The following is a 17,304-nucleotide window of genomic DNA, read 5'->3' as shown; positions in this document are numbered from 1 at the left end:
GCCCAGGTGAGGGTGTTGAAGAACGAAAAAGACGACAGCCTCCGCAGAATTAAAGTTTAAAATTAAAATGAGAAAAGCAAAACCAAAGAAGCGTGTAGTCCTTCCGGATCCGAAGTTCAACGACCAGAAGGTGTCAAAGTTCGTAAATCACTTGATGTATGACGGTAAGAAGAACACCTCATACGAAATCTTCTATGCAGCCCTCGACATCGTAGGCGGCAAGATGAAGAGCGAGGAGAAGTCTCCGCTCGAGGTGTGGAAGCAGGCACTCGACAACATCACCCCGCAGGTGGAGGTGAAGAGCCGCCGTATCGGCGGTGCCACTTTCCAGGTGCCGACGGAAATCCGTCCGGACCGCAAGGAGAGCGTTTCGATGAAGAATATGATTGCCTTTGCCCGCAAGCGCGGCGGCAAGAGTATGGCCGACAAGCTCGCATCGGAGATTATGGATGCCTTCAACAACCAGGGCGGTGCTTACAAGCGCAAGGAAGACATGCACCGCATGGCAGAGGCTAACCGTGCATTTGCTCACTTCAGATTCTAATCAAGTTATTATAATAAGGTAAAAGAAAATGGCAAATCACGATTTACATTTGACTCGTAATATCGGTATCATGGCGCACATCGACGCCGGTAAGACGACCACGTCTGAGCGTATTCTTTTCTACACAGGTAAGACGCATAAGATCGGTGAAGTTCATGATGGTGCTGCCACGATGGACTGGATGGCACAGGAGCAGGAGCGCGGTATCACCATTACATCGGCTGCGACCACCTGTAACTGGAACTACCTCGGCAAGTCTTACAAGATTAACTTGATTGATACTCCGGGACACGTCGACTTCACCGCTGAGGTGGAACGTTCGCTCCGTGTCCTCGACGGTGCTGTTGCCACTTACTCTGCTGCCGACGGCGTTCAGCCGCAGTCGGAGACGGTATGGCGTCAGGCCGACAAATACAACGTTCCGCGTATCGGTTACGTGAACAAGATGGACCGTTCCGGCGCCGACTTCTTCGAGACGGTACAGCAGATGAAGGACATCCTGGGTGCCAACCCGATCGCCATCCAGATCCCTATCGGCGCTGAGGAGAACTTCAAGGGTGTCGTAGACCTGGTCAAGATGAAGGCTATCCTGTGGCACGATGAGACGATGGGTGCGGAATATGATGTCGAGGAGATCCCGGCCGACCTTGCTGACGAGGCCGCTGAATGGCGCGACAAGCTGCTCGAGGGGGCTGCCAACTTCGATGACGAAGTGATGGAACTGTACCTCGAGGGGAAGGATGTCCCCGAGGAGAAGATCATCGCAGCGATTCGCAAGGGCTGTATCGCCATGGAGTGCTGTCCGATGCTGCTCGGCTCTTCCTACAAGAACAAGGGCGTACAGCCGCTGCTCGACTATGTTTGTGCTTTCCTGCCTTCTCCACTGGATACTCCGGCGATCGTCGGCACGAACCCGAATACGGAAGAGGAAGAAGACCGTAAGCCGAGCGAGAATGATCCTACGGCTGCGCTGGCATTCAAGATCGCTACCGATCCGTTCATGGGCCGTCTGGTGTTCTTCCGTGTCTATTCCGGAAAGGTCGTTGCAGGCTCTTATGTCTACAACCCGCGTTCTGGCAAGAAGGAGCGCATCAGCCGTCTGTTCCAGATGAACTCCAACAAGGAGATTCCGATGGAATCGATTGACGCCGGCGACATCGGCGCCGGTGTCGGCTTCAAGGACATCCGCACCGGTGACACGCTTTGCGACGAGAGTGCGCCGATCGTACTGGAGTCCATGACCTTCCCTGACACGGTGATTTCCATTGCTGTCGAGCCGAAGAGCCAGGCCGACGTGGCAAAGCTGGACAATGGTCTTGCCAAGCTCGCAGAGGAGGATCCTACGTTTACGGTACGTACTGACGAGCAGAGCGGCCAGACCATCATCTCCGGTATGGGCGAGCTGCACCTTGACATTATCATCGACCGTCTGAAGCGTGAGTTCAAGGTAGAGTGTAACCAGGGCAAGCCGCAGGTGAACTACAAAGAGGCGATCACAAAGACCGCACAGAGCCGTGAGACTTACAAGAAGCAGTCCGGTGGTCGTGGTAAGTTCGCTTGCATCGACGTGACAATCGGTCCTAAGGACGAGGATTACACTGAGGGCGACCTGCAGTTCATCAATGTCGTCAAGGGCGGTAACGTGCCTAAGGAGTTCATTCCTTCCGTAGAGAAGGGGTTCAAGGACTGCCTGAGCAACGGTGTCCTCGGCGGTTTCCCGTTGACCGGCATGAAGGTGACGCTGACGGATGGTTCTTTCCACCCGGTTGACTCCGACCAGCTGTCCTTCGAGCTTGTAGCCCATCAGGCCTTCAAGGTGCTCTGTCCTAAGGCAGGCCCTGTCCTCATGGAACCGATCATGAAGGTGGAGGTCGTTACTCCTGAAGAGAACATGGGTGACGTCATCGGCGACTTGAACAAACGCCGCGGTCTTGTACAGGGTATGGATGAGGCGCGCAGCGGCGCCCGCATCGTGAAGGCGATGGTTCCGCTGTCCGAGATGTTCGGTTATGTGACCGCTCTCCGTACGATCACGTCGGGTCGCGCTACCTCTTCCATGGAGTACGACCACCACTCACCTGTTTCGAGCGGCCTCGCCAGGGAAATCCTTGATGAGCTGAAAGGCAATTCGGAACTCGTTAAGTAAAGAAAAGGAAGGCGCTGCTCTCCCATAGCGAATGACTCTTATGGGAGGGCCGCCTTTAGATAAAATTCAATCATCAATAAAAATCCAGACATGAGTCAGAAGATTCGTATTAAGCTGAAGTCTTACGACCACCAGTTGGTTGACAAGTCAGCAGAGAAGATCGTGAAGGCAGTAAAGGCGACAGGCGCTATCGTGAGCGGTCCTATTCCATTGCCGACACACAAGCGTATTTACACTGTAAACCGTTCCACATTCGTCAACAAGAAGTCACGCGAGCAGTTCCAGCTCTCTGATTTCAAGCGGCTCATCGACATCTACAGCTCTACGGCAAAGACGGTCGACGCTTTGATGAAGCTTGAGCTTCCCTCAGGCGTAGAGGTTGAAATCAAGGTGTAATACCGTCTGTTGACAGATCAGAAGCAAATTAATACAAAAAAAGCATTTACATTCATTTTAAAATAATTAATTGAAATGCCAGGATTATTAGGAAAGAAAATCGGAATGACATCCGTTTTCAGTGCCGACGGTAAGAACGTACCGTGCACTGTTATCGAAGCTGGTCCTTGTGTTGTAACCCAGATCAAGACCGTTGAGAAAGATGGTTACAAGGCTGTTCAGTTAGGTTTCGGCGAGGCCAAGGAGAAGAGAACCTCCAAGCCGCAGCAGGGACACTTCAAGAAAGCCGGCACAACGCCGAAGAAGCACTTGGCCGAGTTCAAGTTTGATGAAGAGTACAACCTCGGTGACACGATTACCGTTGAGCTGTTCAATGACGCGAAGTTCGTTGACATCGTAGGTACGTCTAAGGGTAAAGGTTTCCAGGGCGTCGTGAAGCGTCACGGATTCGGCGGTGTAGGCCAGTCTACACACGGTCAGGACGACCGCGCCCGCAAGCCGGGATCTATCGGTGCCTGTTCTTATCCGGCAAAGGTCTTCAAGGGCATGCGCATGGCCGGCCAGATGGGAGGCGACAGAGTGACAACTCAGAACCTTCAGGTGTTAAAGGTTATTCCAGAGCACAACCTTCTGCTTGTGAAGGGCAGTGTAGCTGGATGTAATGGTTCAACCGTAATAATTAAGAAGTAATGGATATTAACGTATTAGATATCAAAGGTCAGGAGACCGGCCGCAAGGTAACTCTTAACGAGAATGTCTTCGGAATTGAGCCTAACGATCACGTCCTCTATCTTGCTGTCAAGCAGTATCTCGCTGACCAGCGTCAGGGTACTGCCAAGTCAAAGGAAAGAAGCGAACACGCCGGTTCTACCCGTAAGCTGGGTCGCCAGAAGGGCGGCGGCGGTGCGCGCCGCGGTGACATCAATTCACCGGTGCTCGTCGGCGGTGGACGTGTATTCGGCCCTAAGCCGCGCGACTACAGCTTCAAGCTCAACAAGAAGGTAAAGGTACTTGCACGTAAGTCTGCATTGGCTTACAAGGCACAGGAGAATGCCATCGTTGTCGTTGAAGATTTCGATTTCGACGCTCCGAAGACGAAAGATTTCGTAAATATTGCAAAAAATCTGAAAGTCGACGGCAAGAAGATACTTCTTCTTTTGCCAGGAGTAGAGAAAAACGTATATTTGTCGGCTCGTAATCTGCAGAAGACAGAGGTGATGACGGCGGCGCAGGTCAATTCATACAAGATTCTGAATGCTGACGTGCTCGTTGTCACCGAGAACTCTCTGAAGGTCATCGACGGAATCTTAACCAAGTAATAATTAGGAGACAAGAAGAATTATGGGATTTATCATTAAACCGATGGTCACCGAGAAGATGACCAAGTTGACAGACAAGTCTTCTGAGGATAAGGTCGTAAAGCACAAGGGCGAAAAGAGAACTATTCCGGCTCAGCCTAAGTATGGTTTCATCGTAAAGCCTGAGGCCAACAAGCTTGAGATTAAGAAAGAAGTTGAGGCTCTGTACAACGTTACAGTAGTAAGTGTGAATACCGCCCGTTATGCCGGCAAGCGTCAGGCGCGCTATACGAAGGCGGGTCTCGTGAAGGGACAGAAGAACGCCTTCAAGAAGGCTATCGTCACTTTGAAGAATGGCGATTCAATCGATTTTTACAGCAATATTTAAATAAAAAATGGCAGTACGTAAGTTAAACCCGGTTACACCGGGACAAAGACACAAGGTTATTGGCACGTTCGAGGAGATTACTGCATCCGTGCCAGAGAAGTCTCTCGTTTACGGTAAACGCTCTACCGGCGGTCGAAACAACACCGGTAAGATGACTGTCCGCTATATGGGCGGCGGCCACAAGAGGAAGTATCGTCTTATCGACTTCAAGCGAGAGAAAGATGGTGTTCCAGCTGTAGTGAAGACAATTGAGTACGATCCTAACAGGTCGGCCCGCATTGCGCTGTTATACTATGCTGATGGTGAAAAACGTTACATTATTGCTCCTAACGGACTGCAGGTGGGCGCGACACTGATGTCAGGTGCTGAGGCAGCACCTGAGGTCGGCAACGCCCTTCCGCTGGCCAACATTCCTGTCGGTACTGTAATTCACAACATCGAGTTACGTCCGGGTCAGGGTGCATTGCTTGTTCGTTCGGCTGGTAACTTTGCTCAGCTTACTTCTCGTGAAGGCAGTTATTGTGTCATCAAGCTCCCTTCTGGCGAAACCCGCCAGATCCTGTCGGCTTGCAAGGCAACTGTCGGTAGTGTAGGCAACTCTGACCATGCGCTTGAGCAGTCTGGTAAGGCTGGTCGCTCCCGCTGGCTGGGTCGCCGTCCTCACAACCGTGGTGTAGTCATGAACCCTGTTGATCACCCGATGGGTGGTGGTGAAGGTCGTCAGTCCGGTGGCCACCCGCGCTCACGCAAGGGCTTGTACGCAAAGGGTCTCAAGACTCGTGCACCTAAGAAGCTTTCAAACAAGTACATCATTGAGAGAGCTAACAAGAAGTAATCAAAGTAATTAAGAGTAAATTATGAGTCGTTCATTAAAAAAAGGTCCATACATCAACGTATCACTCGAGAAGAAGATTCTCGCCATGAAGGAGAGTGGTAAGCAGAATGTCGTCAAGACATGGGCCAGAGCATCAATGATTTCCCCTGATTTCGTGGGTCACACTGTTGCAGTTCATAACGGAAACAAATTTATCCCTGTTTACATTACTGAGAACATGGTAGGTCACAAGCTCGGAGAGTTCAGTCCTACACGCCGTTTCGGTGGCCACTCCGGTAATAACAAGAAGTAAGCAGGTCATCATCCATTTTGTAAATAGAAAAATATAATGGGAGCAAGAAAACATATAAAGGCTGAAGCTCGTAAGGAAGCTTTGAAAAGCCAGTATTTTGCAAAGCTCAAGGACTGTCCTTCTTCTCCGCGCAAGATGCGTTATGTCGTTGACATGGTTCGCGGGATGGAAGTAAATCGTGCCCTTGGCGTGCTGAGATTCTCCAAGAAGGCAGCTGCCCAGAACGTTGAGAAACTTCTGCGTTCAGCTATCAACAACTGGGAGACAAAGAATGACCGCAAGGCTGAAGACGGTGAACTCTATATCTCTAAGGTCTTCGTTGATGAAGGCGTTACGATGAAGCGCATGCGTCCTGCACCGCAGGGCCGTGGCTACAGAATCCGCAAGCGTTCTAACCACGTCACACTCTTCGTTGACTCGAAGGCTGACGCTAATAATGATGATAAATAAACAGTAGAATGGGACAGAAAGTTAATCCAATCAGCAACCGTCTTGGCATCATCCGCGGTTGGGAGTCAAATTGGTTCGGTGGCAAGAACTTCGGGGACAATCTCGTAGAGGACCGTAAGATCCGTACTTACCTGAACAAGCGTCTGGAGAAGGCCAGCGTTTCCCGCATTGTCATCGAGCGTACGCTGAAGCTCGTCACCATTACTATTTGTACCGCTCGCCCGGGTATCGTCATCGGAAAAGGTGGTCAGGATGTTGATAAGCTCAAGGAGGAACTGAAGAATCTCTTCAAGAAGGAGATTCAGATCAATATCTTCGAGGTTAAGAAACCTGAACTTGACGCAAACATCGTCGGTAACAACATCGCCCGTCAGGTAGAGGGGAAGATCGCTTACCGCCGTGCCATCAAGATGGCAGTGGCCAACACTATGCGCGCCGGTGCTGAAGGTGTCAAGATTCAAATCACAGGTCGTCTGAACGGCGCCGAAATGGCGCGTAAGGAAATGTTCAAGGAGGGGCGTACCCCGCTGCATACATTCCGTGCAGACATCGATTATTGTCAGACAGAAGCCCTTACTAAGGTCGGTCTGCTGGGCATCAAGGTGTGGATCTGCCGTGGTGAAGTCTACAACAAGGTTGACCTCACCCCTAACTTCGCCCAGGAGAAGAACAGCGGCCGCTCCAACAACGGTGGCCGTTCTGGAAGAGGTAATCGCAGAAGAAACAATAACCGTTAAAAGAAGAAGCTATCATGTTACAGCCAAAAAGAGTAAAATATAGAAGACCTCAGGACGGACGCGGCAACAAAGGCAACGCCCACAGAGGTACACAGCTGGCTTTCGGCTCATTCGGCATCAAGACGCTTGAGGCAAAGTGGATCGACAGCCGTCAGATCGAGGCTGCCCGTGTAGCCGTGAACCGCTACATGAACCGTCAGGGCCAGGTCTGGATACGTATCTTCCCTGACAAGCCTATCACCCGCAAGCCGGCCGATGTCCGTATGGGTAAAGGTAAGGGTGATCCCGCAGGATGGGTCGCACCGGTTACGCCGGGACGTGTTCTCTTTGAAGTAGAGGGCGTAAGCTTTGACATTGCGAAGGAGGCTCTCCGCCTCGCTGCACAGAAGCTGCCTGTGAAGACTAAGTTTATTGTTAGACGTGATTTCGATAAAAACGCTTAAGAAAGATGAAGATTAAAGAAGTAAGAGACCTCGATACCAAGGACTTGGTAGAGAAGATTGAGAATGCTGAGGCAGCGCTCACGAAGATGAAGCTGAACCATCAGATCACTCCGCTTGGGAATCCATCTCAGATTAAGACCGCTCGTCGTGATATTGCACGTATGAAAACAGAACTTTCCCAGAGAGAACTTAACAAATAACAATGGTCCAGATGGAAACAAGAAATTTAAGAAAAGTAAGACAGGGTGTCGTTATCAGCAACAAAATGGATAAAACCATCGTTATTGCGGCTAAGTTCAAGGAGAAGCACCCGATTTATGGTAAGTTTGTCCAGAAGACAAAGAAGTACCATGCACATGACGAGAAGAATGAGGCGAATGTAGGGGATACAGTGCTGATCATGGAGACTCGTCCTCTTTCCAAGACAAAGAGATGGAGATTAGTTCAAATCGTAGAAAAAGCTAAGTAATTATGATACAGACAGAATCAAAACTTACAGTATGTGATAACAGCGGCGCCCGTGAAGCCAAGTGCATTCGTGTGCTGGGGGGGACAGGCCGTCGTTATGCAAGTGTTGGTGACGTTATCGTAGTTGCTGTACAGAACGTCATCCCGTCAAGTGAATTGAAAAAGGGTGCAGTATCAAAGGCTTTGATTGTACGCACAAAGAAGGAGATCCGCCGTGCGGACGGCTCATACATCCGTTTTGATGACAATGCGTGTGTATTGCTGAACAATGCCGGCGAAATCCGCGGCAGCCGTATTTTCGGTCCTGTGGCCCGTGAACTGCGTGCAGTGAACATGAAGGTCGTTTCTCTTGCACCTGAGGTTCTTTAAATGATTAAATTGAATAATAAAATGGCAAAATTCCATATAAAGAAAGACGACCAGGTCATTGTCCTTGCCGGTGCAGACAAGGGGAAGACCGGTAAGGTGCTCAAGGTCATCGCAGACAAGGAGCGTGCTATCGTTGAGGGCGTTAATATGGTCTCGAAGAGCACGAAACCTTCTGCTGCTCATCCGCAGGGTGGAATCATCAAGCAGGAGGCTGCAATTCATATCTCAAATTTAAGTCTCATCGATCCGAAGAGCGGCAAGGCCACACGTATCAAGATTGAACGTGAAGGCAAGACTGTTAAGCGCATCGCTAAAAAGTCAGGGGAGGAAATCAAGTAATGAATACAGCTCAGTTAAAGAAGCAGTACAAGGAGCAGATCGCTCCGGCTCTGCAGAAGCAGTTCAACTATTCTTCAGCGATGCAGATTCCTGTCCTGAAGAAGATTGTCATCAACCAGGGACTGGGTGATGCAACGCAGGACAAGAAGCTCATTGAAGTCGCTGTCAACGAGATTTCTTCCATCACGGGCCAGAAGGCGGTCGCAACCTATTCGAAGAAGGATATTGCGAACTTCAAGCTGCGCAAGAAGATGCCTATCGGTGTCATGGTGACCCTGCGCCGTGAGCGCATGTATGAGTTCCTCGAGAAACTTGTCCGTGTCTCTCTGCCGCGTATCCGCGACTTCAAGGGTATCGAGAGCAAGTTCGATGGACGTGGAAACTATACGCTTGGCATCACCGAGCAGATTATTTTCCCGGAGATTAATATCGATCAGGTTGACCGCATCCAGGGGATGAACATTACCTTCGTCACATCGGCTAAGACCGATGAGGAGGGTTTTGCTTTGCTGAAGGGCTTCGGACTTCCATTCAAGAATGCTAAAAACGATTAATTGATATGGCAAAAGAATCAATGAAAGCTCGCGAGGTAAAGCGTGCAAAACTGGTTGCACGCTATGCCGAGAAACGCGCAGCTCTGAAGAAGATCATCGCTACTTCAAAGGATCCTGAAGAGGCTTATGAGGCAGCCCGCAAGCTGCAGTCTATTCCGAGGAACGCAAACCCGATCCGTCTGCACAACCGTTGCAAGATCACCGGTCGTCCGAAGGGATACATGCGTCAGTTCGGCCTCTCTCGTATCCAGTTCCGTGAGATGGCCTCACAGGGACTGATTCCGGGCGTGAAGAAGGCAAGCTGGTAATCAAATATTTCGATGCGGATAGTGAATTGTAATTTATATTTTGTACCTTTGCAGTTCATTATCCGCTTTCAAGCGATTTTTAATATTGTCGGGGTGGTCCCGATTAATTAAACTTTTATATTTTATGACAGATCCAATAGCAGATTATCTGACAAGACTCAGAAACGCGATCATGGCTCATCACCGTGTCGTTGAGGTTCCTGCGTCTAACTTGAAGAAGTCTATCACCAAGATTCTCTTCGAGAAGGGTTACATCCTGAACTACAAGTTCGTGGAGGACGGCCCCCAGGGTTCCATCAAGGTCGCACTGAAGTACGATCCTGTAACGAAGCAGAGTGCAATCAAGAAACTGAAACGCGTTTCTACCCCAGGTCTTCGCCAGTATACGGGCTACAAAGACATGCCGAGAGTGATCAACGGACTTGGAATCGCTATCCTTTCCACGTCTAAAGGTGTAATGACTGACAAAGAGGCTGCTGCTGAGAAGATCGGCGGTGAGGTTCTTTGCTACATTTATTAATTGGAGGATTGAATATGTCAAGAATAGGAAAATTACCAATTAGTATCCCAGCAGGTGTTACAGTAGCTCTCAAGGAGGGTGTCGTTACTGTGAAAGGTCCCAAGGGCGAACTTTCCCAGAAGGTTGATCCTTCCATCAAGACGGTCATCGCGGATGGGCAGGTTTCGTTCGAGGTCGACGAAAACAGTCCGGTAAATTACAAGCAGAAGCAGGCGTTCCACGGTCTCTACCGCTCACTTGTCAACAACATGGTTGTAGGTGTCAGCGAGGGCTACAAGAAAACAATGGAACTTGTCGGTGTCGGCTACCGTGTCTCGAATCAGGGCAATCTGGTAGAGTTCTCTCTTGGTTACACGCACCCGATCTTCCTCCAGCTTCCTTCAGAGGTGAAGGTTGAGACGAAGAGCGAGCGTAACCAGAATCCTCTCATCACGCTTGAGTCAGCCGACAAGCAGCTGCTTGGTCTTATCTGTGCAAAGATTCGTTCTTTCCGTAAGCCTGAGCCTTATAAGGGTAAGGGTATCCTGTTCCAGGGTGAGGTTATTCGCAGGAAGTCTGGTAAGACAGCTGCAGCTAAGTAACTTTAATACATCATTACGATTATGACAACAAAGAAAGAACAAAGAAGAATTAAGATAAAATTCCGCATTCGTAAGAGTGTGAACGGTACTGCAGAGCGTCCTCGTCTGAGCGTCTTCCGCAGTAACAAGCAGATTTATGCACAGGTGATCAATGACCTGACGGGTACGACCCTTGCTTCTGCTTCTTCACTCGGTCTCGAGAAGATGGCCAAGATTGAACAGGCAAAGAAGGTCGGTGCGCTTGTAGCTGAGCATGCCAAGGCTGCCGGTGTTGAGAAGGTTGTTTTCGACCGTAACGGTTATCTCTATCATGGCCGCGTACAGGCTTTGGCTGACGCTGCACGTGAGGGGGGGCTTAATTTCTAAACGATTATGGCAATGAATAGAGCAAAAGTAAATAGTGACGTTGAACTGAAAGACCGTCTGGTTGCTATCAACCGTGTAACGAAGGTTACCAAGGGTGGTCGTACTTTCACATTCGCAGCTATCGTCGTTGTAGGTGACGGTAAAGGCGTTATCGGCTGGGGTCTTGGTAAGGCTGGCGAGGTTACCGCCGCCATCCAGAAAGGTACTGACTCTGCAAAGAAGAATCTTGTGAAGGTTCCTGTACTGAAAGGAACTGTTCCTCATGAGGCGGAGGCGCGTTTCAGCGGTGCCCATGTTCTCCTCAAGCCGGCCGCTGCCGGTACGGGGCTGAAGGCCGGTGGTGCTATGCGTGCCGTTCTCGAGAGCGCAGGCATTACAGATGTGATTGCAAAGTCCAAGGGGTCTTCCAACCCCCACAACCTCGTGAAGGCTACGATCGCCGCCCTCTCTTCTATGCGCGATGCGTATACGATTGCTGGTGAGCGTGGTATCAGTATGGACAAAGTGTTTAACGGTTAATCATAGGGAGGTATTTTTTATGGCAACGATTAAGATTAAGCAGGTTAGAAGCCGTATTGGCGCTCCTAAAGACCAGAAGAGTACGCTGCTAGCATTGGGGCTTCACAAGATCTCCCAGATTGTTGAAGTAGAGGACACTCCAAGCCTCCGCGGCATGATCCGCAAGGTGCACCATCTGGTATCAGTAATTGATTAATGAATCTTTTAAAAGAAAACAGTAATTATGAAATTAAATAATTTGAAACCAGCTGCAGGCTCTACCCATTCACGTCGCCGTATCGGACGCGGCCCCGGTTCGGGACTCGGCGGTACGTCTACCCGTGGTCACAAGGGTGCGAAGGCCCGTTCTGGTTACAAGAAGAAGGTCGGCTTCGAAGGTGGTCAGATGCCTCTGCAGCGCCGTGTTCCGAAGGGTGGCTTCAAGAACATCAACCACAAGGAGTATTTCGCTGTAAACCTCTCGACGCTTCAGGCACTTGCCGAGAAGAAGAATCTTACCAAGATCGGAATTGAGGAGTTGAAGGCCGCAGGGCTGACCAGCGGAAAGGAACTCGTCAAGATCCTCGGTAATGGTGAACTGAAGGCGAAGCTGGAGGTTTCGGCCAACGCTTTCTCCAAGTCTGCTGAAGAAGCGATCAAGGCAGTAGGTGGTAACACAACTATAATCTAAGTTAATGAAAAAGTTTATTGAGACACTGAAGAACTGTTGGAAGGTTGAGGATCTGCGTCAGCGGCTCCTCATCACCATTCTGTTCACGGCTATTTACCGTTTTGGCTCGTTCGTTGTGCTTCCTGGCATCAACCCGGCTCTTCTGGAAAAATTGCAGTCACAGACAGCAGGCGGCCTTATGTCGCTTCTGGACATGTTCTCCGGTGGTGCATTTTCCCATGCGTCAATCTTCGCATTAGGAATTATGCCATACATCTCAGCTTCTATCGTCATGCAGCTCCTTGCCGTCGCCGTACCTTATTTCCAGAAGATGCAGCGCGAGGGTGAGAGTGGACACAAGAAGATCAACTGGTATACGCGTGTCCTGACAGTAGTGATCCTACTGTTTCAGGCACCGTCCTACCTGATGAACCTGAAGATGCAGGCTTCCGGCGCACTGGCGACAGGTGTCAGCTGGACGACCTTCATGATTCCTGCGACGATCATTCTGGCGGCAGGGTCGATGTTCATTCTCTGGCTCGGTGAGCGCATAACGGATAAAGGTGTCGGCAATGGTGTTTCGCTGATCATTATGATCGGTATTATCGCACGCCTGCCTCAAGCCTTCATACAGGAGGTGAGCAGCCGCTTTACGGCGATTACCAGCGGCGGTCTCGTCATGTTCATCGTCGAGATCGTCATCCTTTATGCTGTTGTATGTGCATCAATCCTTCTCGTACAGGGTACCCGCAAGGTGCCTGTGCAGTATGCTAAGCGTGTTGTCGGCAACAAGCAGTACGGTGGGGCACGTCAGTATATTCCTTTGAAACTGTTTGCGGCGAATGTGATGCCGATCATCTTTGCACAGGCATTGATGTTTATTCCGTTGGCCGTTGTCCAGTATTCGACTGACAACACCAGTTCTGTCCTCCAGTCTCTTATGAACACGAAGAGTCTGGCGTACAACTGTGTTTACGTGCTTCTTATCGTGGCCTTTACGTATTTCTACACGGCGATTACATTGAACCCGACCCAGATGGCTGAAGACATGAAACGGAACAACGGTTTCATTCCCGGTGTCAAGCCCGGAAAGGACACGGCTGACTACATCGACACGGTGATGACCCGCATTACGGGTCCGGGGTCTTTGTTCATTGCTTTCATTGCCGTTATGCCGGCATTGGCAGGCCTCTTGAATGTGCAGGACGCTTTCGGCCAGTTCTTCGGCGGTACGTCATTACTGATTCTTGTCGGAGTGGTGATCGACACCCTCCAGCAGATCGAGTCACATCTGATGATGCGCCACTATGACGGACTTCTCAATTCCGGTCATACACGTGGTAACGGCGGTGTTGCTGCCTATTAGATCTTTATCTTGAGGAATGAACATATTTCTGAAGACGGAAGATGAAATTGAGCTCATGCGTGACGCCAACCTGCTGGTCGGAAAGACCCTGGCAGAGGTTGGCCGTCATATCAGGCCTGGTGTAACGACGCTCCAGTTAGACAGAATAGCTGAAGCGTTCATCCGTGACAATGGGGCTGTTCCTACTTTCAAGGGCTTTCCTAATCCCTACGGGTCTCCTTTCCCCGGCAGTATCTGTTCCTCCGTCAACGATGTCGTGGTACACGGCGTTCCCAGTGATGAGGTGGTCTTGAAGGACGGTGACATTGTCTCTGTTGACTGTGGGGCTTTACTTCAGGGGTTCAACGGTGACAGTTGTTATACTTTCTGTGTCGGGGAGGTCAGTGATGACGTCAAGCGTCTGCTTCGCGTCACGAAGGAATCCCTCTACAGAGGCATAGAGGCTGCACAGGCCGGACACCACGTGGGAGACATCGGACAGACGGTCCAGGATTACTGTCAGGAACGGGGATATGGCATTGTCCGGGAGCTGACAGGTCATGGAATCGGTCGTGAGATGCACGAGGATCCGCTCGTCCCCAACTATGGCAGGCGGGGGAGCGGCACATTGCTCAAGGCGGGTATGTGCATCGCCATTGAACCGATGGTCACGATGGGCAGCCGGGAGATTGGTATCCTGCCTGACCGCTGGAGCATCGTCACACGTGATCACCGTCCGGCGGCTCACTTCGAGCATACGATTGCCATCAGGGCGGGGAAGGCCGACATTTTATCTTCTTTCGATGAAATAGAACATTTAGAAGGACAAAATTTTTAGACATAGAATATGGCAAAGCAGACTGCGATAGAGCAGGACGGGACAATCCTTGAAGCACTTTCAAATGCGATGTTCCGTGTAGAATTGGAGAATGGCGTTGACATCACCGCTCATATTTCCGGTAAGATGAGAATGCACTACATCAAGATCCTTCCCGGTGACAAGGTGAAGGTCGAGATGAGTCCATACGACCTGACTAAGGGTCGAATCGTTTTCAGATACAAATAAACAACATAGAGATATGAAGACAAGAGCATCATTAAAGAAGCGTTCAGCCGACTGCAAGATCGTTCGCCGCAAAGGTCGTCTGTTCGTGATCAACAAGAAAAACCCTAAGTTCAAAATGCGTCAGGGCTAAGTTAAAAAAGCGTAAAGGATAAGCCTTTTCGCAATTAATGCTTACCTTTGTATGCTTTTTAGCGAAAAAAGACATTTATTTAATCAATTATCAAACAATGGCAATAAGAATTGTTGGAGTAGATTTGCCCCAGAATAAGCGTGGCGAAATCGCATTGACCTATATCTACGGTATCGGTCGAAGTAGTTCAGCAAAGATATTGGATAAGGCTGGTATCAACCGTGACCTGAAGGTCAGCGAGTGGTCTGATGACCAGGCAGCCAAGATCCGTGAAATTATCGGTGCTGAGTTCAAGGTTGAAGGTGATCTCCGTTCAGAGATCCAGATGAACATCAAGCGCCTCATGGATATAGGCTGCTATCGTGGTGTAAGACATCGTAATGGTCTTCCTGTTCGCGGTCAGAGTACCAAGAACAATGCTCGTACCCGCAAGGGAAAGAAGAAGACTGTTGCTAATAAGAAGAAGGCTACTAAGTAATTCTAAGGAGGAAATTAATTATGGCAAAGAAATCAGCAACATCTAAGAAAAGAAATGTAAGGGTTGATGCACTGGGTCAGCTCCACGTACACAGCTCATTCAATAACATCATTGTATCTTTGGCTAACAATGAGGGTCAGGTCATCTCCTGGTCTTCGGCTGGTAAGATGGGATTCCGCGGATCAAAGAAGAACACTCCTTACGCTGCACAGATGGCGGCAGAGGATTGCTCGAAAGTAGCTTTCGATCTCGGTCTTCGCAAGGTTAAGGCATACGTGAAGGGTCCGGGTAACGGTCGTGAGAGCGCTATCCGTGCGGTGAACGCAGCAGGTATTCAGGTGACTGAAATCGTTGACGTAACTCCGTTGCCACACAACGGCTGCCGTCCTCCAAAGCGTCGTCGTGTATAATCACATCTTATAACTTTAAAAGAATTCATATTAATTATGGCAAGATACATAGGTCCAAAATCACGAATCGCCCGCCGTTTCGGTGAGCCCATTTTCGGCGCAGATAAGGTATTAGCTAAGAGAAACTTCCCTCCAGGGCAGCACGGCAACAACCGTCGCCGCAAGGTGTCTGAGTATGGTGCTCAGCTCGCAGAGAAGCAGAAGGCGAAGTACACTTATGGCGTTTTGGAGCGTCAGTTCCGTAATCTATTCGACAAGGCTGCCAAGGCTGATGGTATTACCGGTGAGGTTCTTCTCCAGAGCCTCGAGAGCCGTCTGGACAATGTCGTGTTCCGTCTGGGCATCGCTCCTACCCGTGCAGCAGCCCGTCAGCTCGTCAGCCACAAGCACATCGTCGTCAACGGTAATGTAGTGAATATTGCTTCTTATCAGGTAAAGGCCGGTGACGTTGTCGGCGTTCGCGAGAAAGCCAAGTCGCTGGAGGTCATCGAGGCTGCTTTGGCTGGTTTCAACCACAGCAAGTATCCTTGGCTCGAATGGGATGAGAATGGCAAGTGCGGTAAGTTCCTTCACCGTCCGGACCGTGCTGACATCCCGGAGAACATTAAGGAGCAGTTAATCGTTGAGTTGTACTCTAAACAATAAAATCATTGAATTAATGGCGATATTAGCATTTCAAAAACCTGATAAAGTAGTGATGCTGGAGGCCAATGACCATTTCGGCAAGTTCGAATTCCGTCCTCTTGAGCCTGGCTTCGGTGTTACCATCGGTAACGCCCTCCGCCGCATCCTCCTTTCATCGCTGGAGGGTTTTGCTATCAATACCATCCGCATTGCTGGTGTAGAGCACGAATTCTCTTCAGTTCCCGGTGTAAAGGAAGATGTCACCAACATCATCTTGAATCTCAAGCAAGTTCGATTCAAGCAAGTAGTAGAAGAATTCGAGAATGAGAAAGTTAGTATCACCGTAGAGAATTCTACCGAATTCAAAGCAGGTGATATCGGTAAGTATCTGACTGGATTTGAAGTGTTAAACCCTGATTTGGTGATTTGTCATTTAGACTCCAAGGCTTCTATGCAGATTGATTTGACCATCAACAAGGGACGTGGCTACGTCCCTGCTGAGGAGAATCGCGAGTTCTGCACTGATGTAAACGTACTTCCAATCGATTCCATCTACACCCCGATCCGTAACGTCAAATATGCCGTTGAGCCCTATCGTGTCGAACAGAAGACCGACTATGACAAACTGGTTGTTGAAGTTACGACCGATGGTTCCATCCACCCGAAGGATGCACTGAAAGAGGCAGCGAAAATCCTCATTTATCACTTCATGTTGTTCTCCGATGAGAAGATCACGCTTGAGAATCCGGATCAGGAGGGCAACCAGGAGTTTGACGAGGAGGTGCTGCATATGCGCCAGCTGCTGAAGACCAAGTTGACTGATGCCAGTCTCAACCTGAGTGTCCGCGCGCTTAACTGCCTCAAGGCTGCTGACGTGGAGACGCTGGGCGACCTTGTACAGTACAACAAGACGGATCTCCTGAAGTTCCGCAACTTCGGCAAGAAATCGCTTTCTGAGCTTGATGATTTGCTCGAGAGTCTGAATCTGTCGTTTGGAACCGACATTACAAAGTATAAACTGGATAAAGAGTAGTTGACAAGTTAACGAG

31 protein-coding genes are annotated in these 17,304 nt (G+C 49.8%); all 31 read left to right on the top strand.

The genetic code is table 11. The features are described from left to right. The first annotated feature begins 67 nt into the window (after positions 1–67). Positions 68–544, top strand: coding sequence for a 30S ribosomal protein S7 (gene rpsG, locus HMPREF9141_RS11260; RefSeq protein ID WP_007368883.1), 477 nt, complete (start codon positions 68–70; stop codon positions 542–544). Between the two features lie 28 nt (positions 545–572). Beyond that, positions 573–2,690, top strand: coding sequence for an elongation factor G (fusA, locus tag HMPREF9141_RS11255; protein WP_007368882.1), 2,118 nt, complete (start codon positions 573–575; stop codon positions 2,688–2,690). Positions 2,691–2,780: 90 nt separating this feature from the next. Next, on the top strand, positions 2,781–3,086 hold the full coding sequence (gene rpsJ, locus HMPREF9141_RS11250) for a 30S ribosomal protein S10 (protein WP_004352787.1): 306 nt from the start codon (positions 2,781–2,783) through the stop codon (positions 3,084–3,086). Between the two features lie 75 nt (positions 3,087–3,161). Further along, positions 3,162–3,776, top strand: coding sequence for a 50S ribosomal protein L3 (gene rplC, locus HMPREF9141_RS11245; RefSeq protein ID WP_007368881.1), 615 nt, complete (start codon positions 3,162–3,164; stop codon positions 3,774–3,776). Further along, positions 3,776–4,405 (top strand): 50S ribosomal protein L4, encoded by a 630-nt coding sequence (rplD, locus tag HMPREF9141_RS11240; protein ID WP_007368880.1) that lies wholly within the window; start codon positions 3,776–3,778, stop codon positions 4,403–4,405. The genes rplC and rplD overlap by 1 nt, the downstream gene beginning before the upstream one ends. A gap of 22 nt (positions 4,406–4,427) precedes the next feature. After that, positions 4,428–4,772 carry a 50S ribosomal protein L23 gene (gene rplW / locus HMPREF9141_RS11235; protein WP_007368879.1) on the top strand — a complete coding sequence of 115 codons (345 nt, stop codon included), beginning with the start codon at positions 4,428–4,430 and terminating at the stop codon, positions 4,770–4,772. Positions 4,773–4,779: 7 nt separating this feature from the next. Then, positions 4,780–5,607, top strand: coding sequence for a 50S ribosomal protein L2 (gene rplB / locus HMPREF9141_RS11230; protein WP_007368878.1), 828 nt, complete (start codon positions 4,780–4,782; stop codon positions 5,605–5,607). Positions 5,608–5,629: 22 nt separating this feature from the next. Beyond that, entirely contained in the window at positions 5,630–5,899 is a 270-nt protein-coding gene (gene rpsS, locus HMPREF9141_RS11225) for a 30S ribosomal protein S19 (protein WP_007368877.1), read from the top strand. Positions 5,900–5,935: 36 nt separating this feature from the next. Further along, the gene (gene rplV / locus HMPREF9141_RS11220) at positions 5,936–6,349 is read left to right on the top strand and encodes a 50S ribosomal protein L22 (RefSeq protein WP_004352772.1); all 414 of its coding nucleotides are present in this window, start codon (positions 5,936–5,938) and stop codon (positions 6,347–6,349) included. 8 nt (positions 6,350–6,357) lie between these two features. After that, the gene (gene rpsC / locus HMPREF9141_RS11215; protein WP_007368876.1) at positions 6,358–7,086 is read left to right on the top strand and encodes a 30S ribosomal protein S3; all 729 of its coding nucleotides are present in this window, start codon (positions 6,358–6,360) and stop codon (positions 7,084–7,086) included. Between the two features lie 14 nt (positions 7,087–7,100). Further along, the gene (gene rplP / locus HMPREF9141_RS11210; protein ID WP_004335808.1) at positions 7,101–7,529 is read left to right on the top strand and encodes a 50S ribosomal protein L16; all 429 of its coding nucleotides are present in this window, start codon (positions 7,101–7,103) and stop codon (positions 7,527–7,529) included. Positions 7,530–7,534: 5 nt separating this feature from the next. Then, the gene (gene rpmC / locus HMPREF9141_RS11205) at positions 7,535–7,729 is read left to right on the top strand and encodes a 50S ribosomal protein L29 (RefSeq protein WP_007368875.1); all 195 of its coding nucleotides are present in this window, start codon (positions 7,535–7,537) and stop codon (positions 7,727–7,729) included. Between the two features lie 2 nt (positions 7,730–7,731). Further along, positions 7,732–7,998, top strand: a complete 267-nt coding sequence (gene rpsQ, locus HMPREF9141_RS11200; protein ID WP_004361615.1) for a 30S ribosomal protein S17 — start codon at positions 7,732–7,734, stop codon at positions 7,996–7,998. 2 nt (positions 7,999–8,000) lie between these two features. Further along, positions 8,001–8,366 (top strand): 50S ribosomal protein L14, encoded by a 366-nt coding sequence (gene rplN / locus HMPREF9141_RS11195; RefSeq protein ID WP_004352833.1) that lies wholly within the window; start codon positions 8,001–8,003, stop codon positions 8,364–8,366. Between the two features lie 21 nt (positions 8,367–8,387). After that, the gene (gene rplX / locus HMPREF9141_RS11190) at positions 8,388–8,705 is read left to right on the top strand and encodes a 50S ribosomal protein L24 (RefSeq protein WP_040554868.1); all 318 of its coding nucleotides are present in this window, start codon (positions 8,388–8,390) and stop codon (positions 8,703–8,705) included. Further along, the gene (gene rplE, locus HMPREF9141_RS11185; RefSeq protein ID WP_007368873.1) at positions 8,705–9,259 is read left to right on the top strand and encodes a 50S ribosomal protein L5; all 555 of its coding nucleotides are present in this window, start codon (positions 8,705–8,707) and stop codon (positions 9,257–9,259) included. Before rplX ends, rplE begins: the two co-directional genes overlap by 1 nt. Before the next feature lie 5 nt (positions 9,260–9,264). Further along, positions 9,265–9,567 (top strand): 30S ribosomal protein S14, encoded by a 303-nt coding sequence (gene rpsN, locus HMPREF9141_RS11180; protein ID WP_007368872.1) that lies wholly within the window; start codon positions 9,265–9,267, stop codon positions 9,565–9,567. A 124-nt stretch (positions 9,568–9,691) separates the two neighbouring features. Then, positions 9,692–10,087 carry a 30S ribosomal protein S8 gene (rpsH, locus tag HMPREF9141_RS11175; protein WP_007368871.1) on the top strand — a complete coding sequence of 132 codons (396 nt, stop codon included), beginning with the start codon at positions 9,692–9,694 and terminating at the stop codon, positions 10,085–10,087. A 14-nt stretch (positions 10,088–10,101) separates the two neighbouring features. Continuing rightward, positions 10,102–10,668 carry a 50S ribosomal protein L6 gene (gene rplF / locus HMPREF9141_RS11170; RefSeq protein WP_007368870.1) on the top strand — a complete coding sequence of 189 codons (567 nt, stop codon included), beginning with the start codon at positions 10,102–10,104 and terminating at the stop codon, positions 10,666–10,668. A 21-nt stretch (positions 10,669–10,689) separates the two neighbouring features. Continuing rightward, entirely contained in the window at positions 10,690–11,034 is a 345-nt protein-coding gene (gene rplR, locus HMPREF9141_RS11165; RefSeq protein WP_007368869.1) for a 50S ribosomal protein L18, read from the top strand. A gap of 6 nt (positions 11,035–11,040) precedes the next feature. Continuing rightward, positions 11,041–11,553 carry a 30S ribosomal protein S5 gene (gene rpsE / locus HMPREF9141_RS11160; protein ID WP_007368868.1) on the top strand — a complete coding sequence of 171 codons (513 nt, stop codon included), beginning with the start codon at positions 11,041–11,043 and terminating at the stop codon, positions 11,551–11,553. 19 nt (positions 11,554–11,572) lie between these two features. Next, on the top strand, positions 11,573–11,749 hold the full coding sequence (gene rpmD, locus HMPREF9141_RS11155; protein WP_007368867.1) for a 50S ribosomal protein L30: 177 nt from the start codon (positions 11,573–11,575) through the stop codon (positions 11,747–11,749). Positions 11,750–11,776: 27 nt separating this feature from the next. Then, complete coding sequence (gene rplO, locus HMPREF9141_RS11150) at positions 11,777–12,223, top strand: 50S ribosomal protein L15 (RefSeq protein ID WP_007368866.1); 447 nt, start codon at positions 11,777–11,779, stop codon at positions 12,221–12,223. A 4-nt stretch (positions 12,224–12,227) separates the two neighbouring features. After that, positions 12,228–13,568, top strand: coding sequence for a preprotein translocase subunit SecY (gene secY, locus HMPREF9141_RS11145; RefSeq protein ID WP_007368865.1), 1,341 nt, complete (start codon positions 12,228–12,230; stop codon positions 13,566–13,568). Between the two features lie 16 nt (positions 13,569–13,584). Then, complete coding sequence (gene map, locus HMPREF9141_RS11140) at positions 13,585–14,385, top strand: type I methionyl aminopeptidase (protein ID WP_007368864.1); 801 nt, start codon at positions 13,585–13,587, stop codon at positions 14,383–14,385. Between the two features lie 9 nt (positions 14,386–14,394). Continuing rightward, on the top strand, positions 14,395–14,613 hold the full coding sequence (gene infA / locus HMPREF9141_RS11135; RefSeq protein WP_004352768.1) for a translation initiation factor IF-1: 219 nt from the start codon (positions 14,395–14,397) through the stop codon (positions 14,611–14,613). A 13-nt stretch (positions 14,614–14,626) separates the two neighbouring features. Beyond that, the gene (rpmJ, locus tag HMPREF9141_RS11130; RefSeq protein ID WP_007368863.1) at positions 14,627–14,743 is read left to right on the top strand and encodes a 50S ribosomal protein L36; all 117 of its coding nucleotides are present in this window, start codon (positions 14,627–14,629) and stop codon (positions 14,741–14,743) included. A 97-nt stretch (positions 14,744–14,840) separates the two neighbouring features. Then, a complete protein-coding gene (gene rpsM, locus HMPREF9141_RS11125) occupies positions 14,841–15,221 on the top strand; it encodes a 30S ribosomal protein S13 (RefSeq protein WP_025067926.1) in 381 nt (126 codons plus the stop codon). Between the two features lie 20 nt (positions 15,222–15,241). After that, on the top strand, positions 15,242–15,631 hold the full coding sequence (gene rpsK, locus HMPREF9141_RS11120; RefSeq protein ID WP_007368862.1) for a 30S ribosomal protein S11: 390 nt from the start codon (positions 15,242–15,244) through the stop codon (positions 15,629–15,631). Positions 15,632–15,667: 36 nt separating this feature from the next. Further along, positions 15,668–16,276: a 30S ribosomal protein S4 gene (rpsD, locus tag HMPREF9141_RS11115; protein ID WP_007368861.1), complete on the top strand. Its 609-nt coding sequence runs from the start codon at positions 15,668–15,670 to the stop codon at positions 16,274–16,276. A gap of 13 nt (positions 16,277–16,289) precedes the next feature. After that, positions 16,290–17,288 (top strand): DNA-directed RNA polymerase subunit alpha, encoded by a 999-nt coding sequence (locus HMPREF9141_RS11110; RefSeq protein WP_004383889.1) that lies wholly within the window; start codon positions 16,290–16,292, stop codon positions 17,286–17,288. Positions 17,289–17,304 lie beyond the last annotated feature (16 nt).

The organism is Prevotella multiformis DSM 16608 (assembly GCF_000191065.1).
Lineage (GTDB): Bacteria > Bacteroidota > Bacteroidia > Bacteroidales > Bacteroidaceae > Prevotella > Prevotella multiformis.
This window is presented reverse-complemented; position numbering and strand designations above follow the sequence as displayed.